This window comes from Pseudomonas sp. PB105 (genome assembly GCF_009764655.1).
GTDB lineage: Bacteria > Pseudomonadota > Gammaproteobacteria > Pseudomonadales > Pseudomonadaceae > Aquipseudomonas > Aquipseudomonas cyclaminis.
Genome location: NZ_RWIO01000093.1, coordinates 376,709 through 390,876 on the forward strand (window position 1 = coordinate 376,709; position 14,168 = coordinate 390,876).

Genomic DNA, 14,168 nt, shown 5'->3' on the forward strand with positions numbered 1-14,168 from the left:
GGGGTGTGACTGACACACCGAGGTGCCTGCATCGGGGGCAAGCGCCCTCCCACACAAAAGCACTGCCCATTTGGAGTAACTCAAATTCAGTGGCAAGCGCCACACAGGGAGAAAACATGGCTGTTGATATTTTCATCAAGATCGGCGACATCAAGGGCGAGTCCATGGACAAGGCCCACAAGGACGAAATCGACGTACTGAACTGGAGCTGGGGCATGGCCCAGTCCGGCAACATGCACGTGGGCGGCGGTGGCGGCGCGGGCAAGGTGAATATCCAGGACCTGTCGCTGACCAAGTACGTCGACAAAGCGTCGCCGAACCTGATGATGCACTGCGCCAGCGGCAAGCACATCGACAAGGTCAAGCTGACCGTGCGCAAGGCCGGTGGTGAAAGCCAGGTCGAGTACATGGTGATCAACCTGGAAGAAGTGCTGGTCACTTCCCTGAGCACCGGTGGTTCGGGTTCCGATGACCGCCTGACCGAGAACGTCACGCTGAACTTCGCCCAAGTGATGGTCGACTACCAGCCGCAGAAAGCCGACGGCACCAAAGACGGCGGCGCGATCAAGTTTGGCTGGAACATCCGTTCCAACACCAAGCGCTGATAGCCCTTGTGGCCATGGCTTCGCGCCATGGCCCAAGACATTTTGTTTCTCTCGCAACCCGTCCGTGGAGCTGCTTTGGTGGTAACTGAAATCGCTTCCCGCGACCGTCTGCAGCCGTCCTTGCTGGACCGGCTGACCGACGACGATCCAACCAACCCGAAGGAAAGCGCCGACAAACGCGTGCTGTCCCTGACCCAATTGAAAGCCTCGGTCTTGCGCGACCTGGCGTGGCTGCTCAACACCACGTCGTTGCTCGATGCCGATGCCACGCTGCACACCCCGGCCGGCACTTCGGTGGTCAATTACGGCCTGCCGGCGCTCGCCGGCAACAGCGTTTCCAGTGTCGATATCAAGGCCCTGGAAGCCCTGATCTACCAGGCCATCGCCACCTTTGAGCCACGCATTCTGCGTCACACCCTGCGGGTCAAAGCCCGCGTCGGCCATGGCGAAATGAACCACAACGCCCTGAGTTTCGAGATCGAAGGCGACCTGTGGGCGCAGCCGGTGCCGTTGCGCCTGTTGCTGCAAACCGACCTCGACCTGGAATCCGGCCACGTGCGCGTGGTCAATGCCGACCAGCGGAGACGCCCATGAACCCGCGCCTGCTGGAGCTGTACAACCAGGAACTGCACCACGTGCGCGAAAGCGCCGCCGAGTTCGCCAAGGAATACCCGAAGATCGCCAGTCGGCTGACGTTGTCCGGTATGGACTGCGCCGACCCGTACGTCGAACGCCTGCTCGAAGGCTTTGCCTACCTCACGGCCCGCGTACAGCTCAAGCTCGACGCCGAGTACCCGACCTTCACCCACAACCTGCTGGAAATCGCCTACCCGCATTACCTGGCGCCAACCCCGTCGATGACCGTGGTGCAATTGCAGACCGATCCCGACGAAGGCTCCCTGGCCAGTGGTTTCCCCCTGCCCCGCGACACCGTGTTGCGCGCCGCCCTGGGCCGCGAAACCCAGACCTGCTGCGAGTACCGCACCGCCCACCCGGTGACGTTGTGGCCGTTGCAGGTCAGCAACGCCGAATACTTCGGCAACCCCGCCGCCGTGCTCGGCCGCCTGGCCGCCAGCGAACCCAAGGCCAAGGCCGGTTTGCGCCTGACCCTGCGCACCGGCGCCGAATTGCCGTTCAACAGTCTCGACCTGGACAACCTGCCGCTCTACCTCAGCGGCGCCGACGAGCAACCGTTCCGCCTCTACGAGCAACTGCTGGGCAACGCCTGTGCGGTGTTCGCGCGCAAGCCCGGTGGCGATTGGGTTGAGCGCTTGCCCCAGGACGCACTGCGCTCCCGGGGTTTTGACGATGCCGACGCGGCCATGCCAGTGGTAGCGCGGGCGTTCCAGGGCTATCGGTTGTTGCAGGAGTACTTCGCCCTGCCCCATCGCTTCCTGTTCGTCGAATTCGCCGAGCTGAGCCGTGCGGTCAAACGCTGCGATGGCCAGGAACTGGAGCTGATCGTGCTGTTCGACCGCCACGAACCGAGCCTGGAAGGCAGCGTCGGCGCGGCGCAGTTCCTGCCGTTCTGCACGCCGGCGATCAACCTGTTCCCCAAGCGCGTGGACCGTATCCACTTGTCCGACCGCGTCAACGAACACCATGTGATCGCCGACCGCACGCGGCCGATGGATTTCGAGATTCACTCGCTCAGCGGCATCACCGGCCACGGCACCGGGCCGGAGCAGCCGTTTTTGCCGTTCTACGCGGTGCGTGACCCGTCCCGTTACGGCCGTGACCAGGCCTACTACACGGTGCGTCGCGAGCCCCGCGTGCTGTCCAGCGACCAACGTCGCAACGGCCCGCGCTCCACCTACGTGGGCAGCGAAACCTTCGTCAGCCTGGTGGACAGCCGCCAGGCACCCTACGGCCACGACTTGCGCCAGTTGGGCGTGACGGCGCTGTGCACCAACCGCGATTTGCCGCTGTTCATGAGCGTGGGCAATGGCAAGACCGACTTCACCCTGGCCGACAGCGCCCCGGTGCTGGCCGTGCGCTGCGTGGCGGGCCCGAGTCGCCCGCGTGCCAGCCATGCCCATGACGCCAAGGCCTGGCGCCTGATCAGCCAGTTGTCACTCAACTACCTGTCTTTGAGCGAGCAAGGCCAGGGCGCCGGCGCCTTGCGCGAACTGCTGCGCCTGTACGGCGACAGCAACGATGCGGCGCTGCAATTGCAGATCGAAGGCCTGCGCGACGTCAGCAGCAAAGCCGTGACCCGCCGCCTGCCGATGCCCGGCCCGATTGTGTTTGGCCGTGGCCTTGAGATCACATTGGAATTCGATGAAAACGCGTTTCGCGGCACCGGCGTGTTCCTGCTCGGTGCGGTGCTGGAACGCTTCCTGGCACGCTACGTGTCGATCAACAGCTTTACCGAGACGGTGATCCGTACCACCGAACGCGGCGAGATCATGCGATGGAAAGCCAAGCCCGGGCGGCGTCCGACCCTGTGAGTACCCTGGATGCGATGCATCAGGAGCCCTGGGAATACGATTTCTTCCAGGCATTGCGGCGTATCGAGTGCGAATCGCCCGAGCTGCCGCGCCTGGGCCATTCCCTGCGCCTGGCCGATGACCCGCTGCGTCTTGGGCAACAGGCCGATTGCACCTTCGCCCCGGCCACGCTGGCCTCGGTCGATCCCGGTGGCGACGGCAAGCCGGCGCGGCTGGAGCAGTTCTTTTTCGGCCTCGGCGGCCCCAACGGCCCGCTGCCGCTGCACATCACCGAGTATGTGCGTGAGCGCCAGCGCAACAACGCCGACAGCACCAGCAAGCAGTTCCTGGACGTGTTCCATCACCGTCTGCTCAGTCTGTTTTACCGCGCCTGGGCCGAGGCCCGGCCGACGGTCAGCCATGACCGCCCGGACGATGACTACTGGTCTGCACGCCTCGCCGCCCTGAGTGGCCGGGGCATGCCAAGCCTGCTCAACCAAGGGCTGATTCCCGACACCGCGAAGCTGCATTACAGCGGCCATTTATCCGCACAGACCCGTTATCCGGACGGCTTGAAGGCGATCCTCAGCGAGTATTTCGGCCTGCCCGTGGCGATTGAAGAATACGTCGGCCAATGGCTGGAACTGCCCGAGCGCAGCCGCGTGAGTGTCAGCGCCAACCGGTTGGGCGTGGACTTCTGCCTGGGCAGCCATGTGTGGGACCGCCAGCATAAATTTCGTATTCGTCTCGGCCCGCTCACGCTGGATGACTACATGGGCATGCTGCCCGGCCAACAGCCGTTCAACGAGCTGGTGGCGTGGGTCGCCGAGTACCTGGGCCATGAATTGGACTGGGATCTGAACCTGGTTTTGCAACAACCCGAAGTACCGGCGCTGCAACTCAACGGTCAGTTCCGCCTGGGCTTCAACACCTGGCTCGGCCGCCCTGCGGTTGACGCCAACGACCTAATCCTGGCCCGGCATTACGCCGATCACGCCACCACCTCAAGGAATCCAGAGCATGGGTGAAATCAGTCGCGCCGCGTTGTTCGGCAAACTCAACAGCGTGGCCTACAAGGCCATCGAAGCCGCCACGGTGTTCTGCAAATTGCGCGGTAACCCGTATGTGGAACTGGCCCACTGGTTTCACCAGTTGCTGCAACTGCAGGACTCGGACCTGCACCGCATCATCCGCCAGTTCAACGTGGAGCCGGCGCGCCTGGCCCGTGACCTGACCGAAGCCCTGGACCGCCTGCCGCGCGGCTCGACGTCGATCACCGACCTGTCCTCCCATGTGGAAGAAGCCGTGGAACGCGGCTGGGTCTACGGCAGCCTGATGTTCGGCGAAAGCCAGGTGCGCACCGGTTACCTGGTGCTGGGCATCCTCAAGACGCCAAGCCTGCGTCATGGGTTGCTGGGCTTGTCGTCGGAGTTCGACAAGATCAAGGCCGAGGCCCTGAGCGAGCGCTTTGACGAGTACGTCGGCGACTCGCCGGAAAATGCCCTTAGCGCCAGCGACGGCTTCAACGCCGGGGTGCCAGGCGAAGCCAGCGGCGCGATGGCGCCGAGCGCGATGGGCAAGCAGGAAGCGCTCAAGCGTTTCACCGTGGACCTGACCGAACAGGCGCGCAGCGGCAAGCTAGACCCGATTGTTGGCCGCGATGAAGAAATTCGCCAGTTGGTCGACATCCTCATGCGCCGACGCCAGAACAACCCAATCCTTACCGGTGAAGCCGGGGTAGGCAAGACCGCCGTAGTCGAAGGTTTTGCCCTGCGCATCGTCGCCGGTGATGTGCCGCCGGCACTGAAAGACGTGGAACTGCGCAGCCTCGACGTGGGCCTGCTGCAAGCCGGCGCCAGCATGAAAGGCGAGTTCGAACAGCGCCTGCGCCAAGTCATCGAAGACGTTCAGGCGTCACCCAAGCCGATCATCCTGTTCATCGACGAAGCCCACACGCTGGTGGGTGCCGGTGGCGCCGCCGGGACGGGCGATGCGGCCAACCTGCTCAAGCCCGCCCTCGCCCGTGGCACCTTGCGTACCGTGGCCGCCACCACCTGGGCCGAGTACAAGAAACACATCGAGAAAGACCCGGCCCTGACCCGCCGCTTCCAAGTGGTGCAAGTTGCCGAGCCGTCGGAAGATAAAGCCCTGCTGATGATGCGCGGCGTGGCCTCGACCATGGAAAAACACCATCAGGTGCAGATCCTCGACGAAGCGCTGGAAGCGTCGGTGAAGCTGTCTCACCGCTACATCCCGGCGCGCCAGTTGCCGGATAAATCCGTGAGCCTGCTGGACACCGCCTGCGCCCGCGTCGCCATCAGCCTGCACGCCGTACCGGCCGAAGTGGACGACAGCCGCCGCCGCATCGAAGCCCTGGAAACCGAGCTGCAAATCATCGCCCGCGAGCATGCCATCGGCATCGACATTGGTGCACGCCAGAGCAACAGCGAAGCCTTGCTGACGAGCGAACGTGAACGCTTGGCGACACTGGAAAGCCGTTGGGCCGAAGAGAAAACCCTGGTGGACGAGTTGCTCGCCACCCGCGCAACCCTGCGTGAAAAAGCCGGGGTGGTGGACAGCGGCAACGATGAATTGCGTGCGCAATTAATCGACTTGCAACAGCGCCTCACCGCGCTGCAAGGCGAAACCCCGCTGATCCTGCCGACCGTGGATTACCAGGCCGTGGCCTCGGTGGTGGCTGACTGGACCGGTATTCCGGTGGGCCGCATGGCGCGCAACGAACTGGAAACCGTGCTCAACCTCGACCAGCACCTGAAGAAACGCATCATCGGCCAGGACCATGCCTTGCAGATGATCGCCAAGCGCATCCAGACCTCCCGCGCCGGCCTCGACAACCCGAGCAAGCCGATTGGCGTGTTCATGCTCGCCGGCACCTCGGGCGTGGGCAAGACCGAAACCGCCCTGGCCCTGGCCGAAGCCATGTACGGCGGTGAGCAGAACGTGATCACCATCAACATGAGCGAATTCCAGGAAGCCCACACGGTGTCGACCCTCAAGGGCGCGCCACCGGGTTATATCGGCTACGGCGAAGGCGGCGTGCTGACCGAAGCGGTGCGGCGCAAACCCTACAGCGTGGTGCTGCTGGACGAGGTGGAAAAAGCCCACCCGGACGTGCATGAGATCTTCTTCCAGGTGTTCGACAAGGGCGTGATGGAGGACGGCGAAGGCCGGCTGATCGACTTCAAGAACACCCTGATCCTGCTGACCACCAACGCCGGCACGGAGCTGATTTCCCAGGTCTGCAAAGATCCGGCGAACATCCCCGAGCCCGAGGAAATCGCCAAGGCCCTGCGCCAGCCACTGCTGGAGATTTTCCCGCCGGCGCTGCTGGGCCGCCTGGTGACGATTCCGTACTACCCGCTGAGTGACACGATGCTCAAGGCGATTACCCGCCTGCAATTGGGGCGCATCAAGAAGCGTGTGGAGAGCACCCACAAAGTCGCCTTCGACTACGACGACGCGGTGGTCGACCTGATCGTCTCGCGCTGCACCGAAACCGAAAGCGGCGGGCGCATGATCGACACCATCCTCACCAACAGCCTGTTGCCGGACATGAGCCGTGAATTCCTCACGCGCATGCTGGAAGGCAAGGCGTTGGCGGGGGTGCGGATCAGCAGCCGGGATAACGAGCTGCACTACCAGTTCAACGATTGACCTGACGGAACGCGGAAAAAAATGTGGGAGGGGGCTTGCCCCCTCCCACATTTGGATTGGGTTCCTTCAGCTATTAGGGTACTTCGATGCTTTTTAACCAAGCCTCACGCCTGGCAAAAATCACCAGCCCCCTCGGGCCGGATGTGCTGTTGCTCAATGAAATGGGCGGCGGTGAAGAACTGGGGCGGCTGTTCAACTATGAGCTGCAACTGACGTCCCTGGACGCCAACATCGATCTCAACCAGTTGCTGGGCAAGTCGATGAGCGTCGGTGTGCAACTGGCGGACGGTGGCGAGCGGCACTTCAACGGCATTGTTGCGCGCTGCAGCCAGAACATCGACCGGGGCCAGTTCGCCAGTTACCAAGTGACGCTGCGCCCGTGGTTCTGGCTGCTGAGCCGCACCTCGGACTGCCGGATTTTCCAGAACCTGAGCATCCCGCAGATCATCAAGCAGGTGTTCCGCGACCTGGGTTTTTCCGACTTCGAAGACGCCCTGAGCCGGCCGTACCGCGAGTGGGAATACTGCGTGCAGTACCGCGAGACCAGCTTCGATTTCGTCAGCCGCCTGATGGAACAGGAAGGCATCTACTACTTCTTCCGCCATGAACAGGACCGCCACGTGCTGGTGCTGGCCGACGCCTATGGCGCCCACACCACCGTGCCGGGCTATGCGTCGATCCCGTATTACCCCAAGGATGAGCAGCAGCGCGAACGCGACCACATGCACAATTGGCACCTGGCGCAGGAAGTGCAGCCAGGCTCCCTGGAGCTCAACGACTACGACTTCCAGCGCCCCAGCGCCAGCATCGACGTGCGCTCGGCCATGCCGCGCCCGCACACTGCCGGCGATTACCCGCTGTACGACTACCCCGGCACCTATGTGCAAAGCGCCGACGGCGAACACTACGCGCGCACCCGCATCGAAGCCCTGCAAACCCTGCATGAGCAGATCGAGTTCAACGGCAATGCCCGCGGCCTCGGTTCGGGCCACCTGTTCAGCCTCACCGGCTTCAGTCGCCAGGACCAGAACCGCGAATACCTGATCGTCGGCTGTCGCTATCTCATCGTCCAGGAAAGCCTGGAAAGCGGCGGCGGCTCAGGCTCGGCGCAGTTTGAAAGCAGCCTGACCTGCATCGACGCCCAACAAAGCTTCCGCCCCCTGGCGAGCACCTATCGCCCCATCGTCAAAGGCCCGCAGACCGCATTGGTGGTGGGCCCCAAAGGCGAGGAAATCTGGACCGACCAGTACGGCCGCGTGAAGGTGCACTTCTACTGGGACCGCCATGACCAATCCAACGAAAACAGCTCGTGCTGGATTCGCGTGTCGCAATCCTGGGCCGGCAAGAACTGGGGCTCGATGCAGATCCCACGGATCGGCCAGGAAGTGATTGTCAGCTTCCTCGAAGGCGACCCCGACCGGCCGATCATCACAGGGCGGGTGTACAACGCCGAGCAGACGGTGCCTTACGATCTGCCGGAAAACGCTACCCAAAGCGGCATGAAAAGCCGCTCCAGCAAGGGCGGCACACCGGCCAACTTCAATGAAATCCGCATGGAGGACAAGAAGGGGTTGGAGCAGTTGTATATCCATGCCGAGCGTAATCAGGACATTGTGGTGGAGGTGGATGAGAGCCACTCGGTGGGGCATGACCGTAATAAAAGCATTGGGCACAACGAGACGGTGACCATTGGCAACAACCGCCTGCGCGTCGTCAAGCAGGAAGACATCCTCTCGGTGGGCCAGCGCAAGACCGACAGCATCAGCCAGAGCTACGTGATCGAAGTGGGTGAAAACCTGCGTCTGGTCTGCGGCGAAAGCATCCTGGAGCTCAACGCCAGCGGGCAGATCAACCTGACCGGCGTGCAGATCAGCTTCTACGCCAGCGGCGATGCCGAGTTCAACACCGGCGGCGTGCTGCACCTGAACAATGGTGGCGGCGCTGGCGCCACGCCCGACGGCCAGGGCGTCAAAGCCAGTATCGACGCCAATATCAAAGCCGCGTTTCCCGCGCCTAAAAGTTCCTGACGAGACCTGTTTGCCATGACGTACCGAATCAACGAATTCCAGCTTCAACTGCCGGCCGGCGAGCTTCAGGACGCGACGATCAACATCCTCAAGTTCCCCGAACTGGGCACGTCCCTAATCATCAGCCGCAGCTTGCTGGCCGACGGCGAAACCCTGCACAGCAACTTCAACGACCAGCTCCAGCGCCTGGAAAAACAGGTGCAGGACTTGCGTTACCAACCGGGCGTCGACGTGCGCCTGGGTGCCGCGCAGGAAGTCGAAGGCATCGAACTGCGCAGCCAATTCAACAAGGGCAATGACAAGGTGTTCCAGTATCAGCTGGCGTTGGTGATACCGGGCACGCGCAAAATGCTCGCGTTGAGTTACGTGAAGGCGGACAAGCTTGGAGATACCGAGGCGGCGCATTGGGCGCTGATAAAAAACTCGCTGTCGTTTGACGCTATTTCTTGATGAGCCAATTGCATGTCTGACGCGTTATGGGCTGCCCGGCTAGGCGATGCGCTGACCCACACTTCCATGATGGCCGATATCCTCGGCGGTGTATTGGAGGTGGCGGCCAACGTGGCGATTACGGCACTCGCAACCGCTGCGGTGGCGGCGGCAATAGGTGTGACGGTCGCAACCGCCGGTATTGGCGGCTGCATCCTCGGCGCGGTGGTGGGCATCGTCGTCGGCATGGCAATGAGCAAGACGGGGGCCGATAAGGGCCTCAGTAAGATGTGCGAGGATTTCAGCAACGCACTGTTTCCGCCCGTGGTGGAAGCGACGATTGCGGTGGGTTCAACCAATACTTTCGTCAACAGCATTCCGGCGGCCCGAGCGGCAGGTTCAATTCCTTCTCATGTTGCGCCTGCGGGCACTGAACTCGAACAAGCGCCACCTGAGCCCGACTCTATGCCGCAAGCAGAACCAGGCTTTCTGGATATGGCCGAGGGCTTCTTCTCCCAACTCTGGCGACCAACCGTCGCAACGCCAGCTCCAGGCGTTGTGCCTGCGCTTACCGACATGGTGCTGTGCGCCCGTCACCCGCCGATGCCGCCCCAGCTTCTCGCCGAAGGTTCGGACAAGGTCACCATCAACGGCCAACCCGCCGTGCGCAGCGGCGACCGCAGCATGTGCGACGCGACGGTGGTGTCGTCGGGTTTGATCTCGCCGAACGTCACGATTGGTGGCGGAACGGTGGTGGTGCAAGAGATTCGTAGCGGCAAGACGCCAGGCGTTGGGCTGGCGATTGAAGCGCTGATGATGCTCAAAGGAGCGAAAGGCAAGGCGCTAAGCGACTTGCCCTGCATGTTGCTCAGCGGCGTCTCATCCTATGCGGTCAGCCAGGCCATGGGCGCTGCCGCCAATGCGACGATGGGTTCACCCAACCCGGTGCATGCGGCGACAGGGGCGAAAGTGTTGGGAGGCGATACCGAACTGGACTTCGTATTGCCAGGTATCTTGCCGATCGATTGGCAGCGCTTCTACAACAGTCGGGATGAGCGCCGCGACGGCATGTTTGGCGCGGGCTGGAGCGTTTCGTATGAGGTAAGCGTAGAAATCCTGGCGCATCCGGATGGCGGCGAAGAACTTATCTACACCGACGAACAGGGTCGGCGTATCAACCTGGGTTCGGTGGCGCTGGGCAGCGCGATGTTCAGTCCAGGCGAGGGTTTGAGTGTTCGGCGTCATCGTAACGGTCAATTGTTGATCGAGCGAGATGACGGTCTCTATCGCTTGTTTGATCCAACCCCGACAGCCCGATCAGTGCTACGCCTGAGCCAGTTGGGCGACCGAAATGACAACCGTATTTTCCTCGAGTATGACCCACAAGGGCGCCTGGTCGGCCTGCGAGATACCTTCACGCTGGTGCAGATTGAGCTGGTCCGCGAGCTTGATCGGGTAATCCGGGTCGAGCGTATTCACTCCGATCAACGCCGGGAAACGCTCGCCAGTTATAGCTATGACCTGAACGGCAGTTTAGCCACCGTTACTGATGCGACCGGTCATGTCCAACGGCGCTTCGCCTACGACGCTGGCCTGCGGATGACCGAGCATCAACTGCCCACTGGGTTGCGGTGTTTTTACGATTGGGGCTTGGTTGAAGGGCGCGAATGGCGTGTCGTTCGGCACTGGACCGATGAGGGCGATGAGTACCGATTCGATTACGACTTGAGCGCAGGGGTGACACGTATCACCGACAATTTGCAGCGCGTAAGCATGCGTCTGTGGAATCTGCAGCACCAGATCATTTCGTCCACGGACAACCTTGGCCAAACGTGGCGGTTCGAGTGGAATGACGAACGTCAGATGCTGAGTGCGACCGATCCTCAAGGCGGGCGGTACTCGTTCAACTATGACGAAACCGGAAACCTGATCAGTGAGCAAGACCCCCTGGGGCGTATTGACTCAACCCTGTGGCTGGCGCATTGGGCTTTGCCGCTGATACAGACGGATCCCGCTGGAAACAGCTGGCACTACCGATATGACGCACGCGGAAACTGTATTTGTGCAACCGACCCACTGGGGCATAGCACCCACTACCGTTACGACGTACACGGCCAGGTCGTGGAGATCGTCGACGCGATGGGCAAGAGCAAAAAGCTGCGTTGGAGCTCTCTGGGACAGCTGATCGAGCATATTGACTGCTCCGGCTACCCGACGCGCTTGAGCTATGACAGTCGGGGCTATCTGGCAGTCATCGCCGATGCCTCGGGTGAGCGAACTCAATTCGGCCATGACCCGCGTGGTCGGTTGCTCATGACTCAGTTTCCGGACGGACGAACAGAGCACCTTCAACGTGACGCCAGCGGGCAACTGGTAAATTACATTGATACTGCGGGACATACCACGCTCTATCAACATAATCGCCGAGGCCAAGTACGCCTGCGCATCGATGCACATGGCCGGCAGGTTCAGTTTGGGTATGACGCCTACGGACGATTGCAAACGCTGGCCAACGAGAATGGCGAGAGCTACCGGTTCGCCTGGGACGATGGGGACCGATTGGCAGAGCAGTACAACCTCGATGGCAGTAGCAAACGATATGAATATGACTCGCTGAACAACATAGTGACAGTCAGCCTCGTACCCGCACCTTACGGGAACAGGCTCGACCTTATGCCATCAACCCCCACGGCCCCCCTCGTTTATCAGCTTTCACGGGATGCAGTGGGACGGCTCACCCAAAAAGAGACCGTGGATGGCATCACTGACTATACCTACGCACCTACAGACCAATTGGTGGCGGCTACATTCACCGACAGGCACGGGCGACGCCAGGAGTTGACGTTTGCCTATAATGGCCTTGGGCAACTGCTGAAAGAAGCTAGCCACTCAGGCACGCTTGAACATCACTATGACGAACTGGGTAATCTGATCCAGACCCAATTGCCCGATGGTCGCTGGCTCAGTCGTTTGCGCTACGGCAGTGGCCACCTGCATCAGATCAATCTGGACGGCCAGGTGATAACTGATTTCGAACGTGACCGTCTGCACCGTGAAGTGTTACGCACCCAAGGCCAGATCAGTACGTGCAGCGAATACGACCGCAACGGTCGCTTGCGCTCGCGCTCACGGCAACAGACAGGCCCACTCTACAGGCGACCCGGCGCGATACAGAAACATTTCGAATACGACCCGGCAGATAACCTTGTCGGCAAGTTGGATCAACATCTCTCCGGCCAACACCGTCAGTTGTTCCATTACGATTCCACCGGACGCATTATTGCCAGTCAGGACAGTACGGATGGCCAGCAGGAGACTTTCGCGTACGACGCTGCGGCAAACTTGCTGGATGGACCAGATGCCGGCGCCGGGTTCGTCGTTCATAACCAAGTGATCACCTATCAGGATAAACGTTACCGCTACGACGGCTGGGGTCGGATGATCGAAAAGCGCAGCGGTCGCCATGGCGTACAACGCTTTCGCTACGACGCGGAAAATCGATTGATAGAAGTGCTTAACGAACGCGGCCATACCGTCACGATGACCTACGACCCACTCGGCCGGCGCATAGAGAAAGCCGAGCGGGACCATAAAGGACACTTATTGGGCAACACGTGCTTCATATGGGACGCGGCGCAACTGCTGCAAGAGCACCGTCATCAGCAAACCAGTCTCTATATCTATGGTGATAGTGGCTATGAAGCGCTGGCGCGGGTGGATGGAACAGGCCCGCTGCAAAAGGTCCGGTACTACCACAGCGACCTTAATGGCATGCCGGAGCTGTTGACTGAGGCGGATGGCTCCAGCGTTTGGCAGGCCCATTACCGAGTGTGGGGAAATACCTTGAAAGAGGTACGTGAACCTTACTACATAGAAGAGCAAAACCTGAGATTCCAGGGGCAGTATCTGGACCGGGAGACCGGACTGCACTACAACACCTTTCGTTTTTACGACCCGGATATCGGAAGGTTCGCCACCCCTGACCCGATTGGCCTGAGCGGGGGGTTGAATCTATATACCTATGCGCCGAACCCCTTTGGCTGGATCGACCCATGGGGCTGGTCCTGCTGGAGCACTTCGCGGAAAAAATTCTGGAAGGAGGAGGCGACCAATAACGCATCGCGCTACTCAAAAAATAACCTGGCGCGTATGAAAGACGGCTTGGCTCCGCAAATGAAAGTGGAAGTCGTCAACCGCAAGACGGGCGCGGTTGAGGAGAGAGTGGTTTCGATGGAGCTGCACCACCGTGATATACCTCAGCGTACAGGCGGTACGGGCGTCCATGATTCAAAAAACCTCGATGCACTGACCCCGTGGGACCATGAGGCCGCGGATCCTTATAGACATACCGGATATGATCTTTCCAAAATAATCACGGGTATCGACAAATGGTAAATATTGACGACGTTAAGGCGTTCATAGAGAGCGATCACTATCAGGCCATGTTGCTGGCGGTTCAGGAGCAGTTGAATCTCGACATTAACGAGAGTCAGCCCTCGGACATACTTTTCCAACACGACGCCAATAAAATCAATATCGCCAAAGTAGATATCGACGCGCTTGAACAGCTTTTAGAGCACCGTAAAGTCGGGCTTGTACCGTTCGTAAGAGCAAAGCTATCGACACTTATGTCGACCGCTCACGAGCAAGAGGGAAATCAGGACGAGGATAAAATAGTCAAAACCCTCCCTTTCTATAAAAATTTCCTGATCATCTATTTGCTTGAGCTGTTCTTCCTTGAGAACGCACCTGAACAACTGGATGCTTATCTGAAAGGCATACGCATACCCAACAGTAAGAAATACAAAGAGCAACTAGTGAAAATCCATGCAGCACTGGACCATTGAAACCCATATTAAGGTGGGCGTCCCAACTCAGTCGGCGTGCCATTTTCACTACCACGCTGCTGCCTGGCAAGCGAGGGCTTGAAAGACAAGCTGTGGTGAATGGCGCGTCAGAACTGCTTTGATGAGCATGTCGTAACCAGACCAAGAGACCAACTG

At 60.5% G+C, this 14,168-nt stretch carries 9 protein-coding genes; all 9 read left to right on the plus strand.

Translation table 11 applies throughout. The features are described from left to right. Nucleotides 1-116: 116 nt before the first annotated feature. The 9 genes from EJD88_RS24945 to EJD88_RS24985 all read left to right on the plus strand — a co-directional run bounded on the left by EJD88_RS24945 (nt 117) and on the right by EJD88_RS24985 (nt 14,012). On the plus strand, nt 117-605 hold the full coding sequence (locus EJD88_RS24945) for a type VI secretion system tube protein Hcp (RefSeq protein ID WP_017735732.1): 489 nt from the start codon (nt 117-119) through the stop codon (nt 603-605). Between the two features lie 78 nt (nt 606-683). Continuing rightward, on the plus strand, nt 684-1,199 hold the full coding sequence (tssE, locus tag EJD88_RS24950) for a type VI secretion system baseplate subunit TssE (protein WP_005792513.1): 516 nt from the start codon (nt 684-686) through the stop codon (nt 1,197-1,199). Next, nucleotides 1,196-3,055, plus strand: coding sequence for a type VI secretion system baseplate subunit TssF (gene tssF / locus EJD88_RS24955; RefSeq protein ID WP_099586040.1), 1,860 nt, complete (start codon nt 1,196-1,198; stop codon nt 3,053-3,055). Before tssE ends, tssF begins: the two co-directional genes overlap by 4 nt. After that, nucleotides 3,019-4,062 (plus strand): type VI secretion system baseplate subunit TssG, encoded by a 1,044-nt coding sequence (gene tssG, locus EJD88_RS24960; protein ID WP_099586041.1) that lies wholly within the window; start codon nt 3,019-3,021, stop codon nt 4,060-4,062. Before tssF ends, tssG begins: the two co-directional genes overlap by 37 nt. Further along, nucleotides 4,055-6,709 (plus strand): type VI secretion system ATPase TssH, encoded by a 2,655-nt coding sequence (gene tssH / locus EJD88_RS24965; RefSeq protein WP_158879251.1) that lies wholly within the window; start codon nt 4,055-4,057, stop codon nt 6,707-6,709. The genes tssG and tssH overlap by 8 nt, the downstream gene beginning before the upstream one ends. Before the next feature lie 86 nt (nt 6,710-6,795). Further along, nucleotides 6,796-8,736 (plus strand): type VI secretion system Vgr family protein, encoded by a 1,941-nt coding sequence (locus tag EJD88_RS24970; RefSeq protein ID WP_112192776.1) that lies wholly within the window; start codon nt 6,796-6,798, stop codon nt 8,734-8,736. A 15-nt stretch (nt 8,737-8,751) separates the two neighbouring features. Next, nucleotides 8,752-9,186, plus strand: a complete 435-nt coding sequence (locus EJD88_RS24975) for a DcrB-related protein (RefSeq protein WP_099586044.1) — start codon at nt 8,752-8,754, stop codon at nt 9,184-9,186. Nucleotides 9,187-9,198: 12 nt separating this feature from the next. Further along, the gene (locus EJD88_RS24980; RefSeq protein ID WP_112192777.1) at nt 9,199-13,560 is read left to right on the plus strand and encodes an RHS repeat-associated core domain-containing protein; all 4,362 of its coding nucleotides are present in this window, start codon (nt 9,199-9,201) and stop codon (nt 13,558-13,560) included. Next, the gene (locus EJD88_RS24985) at nt 13,554-14,012 is read left to right on the plus strand and encodes a hypothetical protein (RefSeq protein ID WP_099586046.1); all 459 of its coding nucleotides are present in this window, start codon (nt 13,554-13,556) and stop codon (nt 14,010-14,012) included. The genes EJD88_RS24980 and EJD88_RS24985 overlap by 7 nt, the downstream gene beginning before the upstream one ends. Nucleotides 14,013-14,168 lie beyond the last annotated feature (156 nt).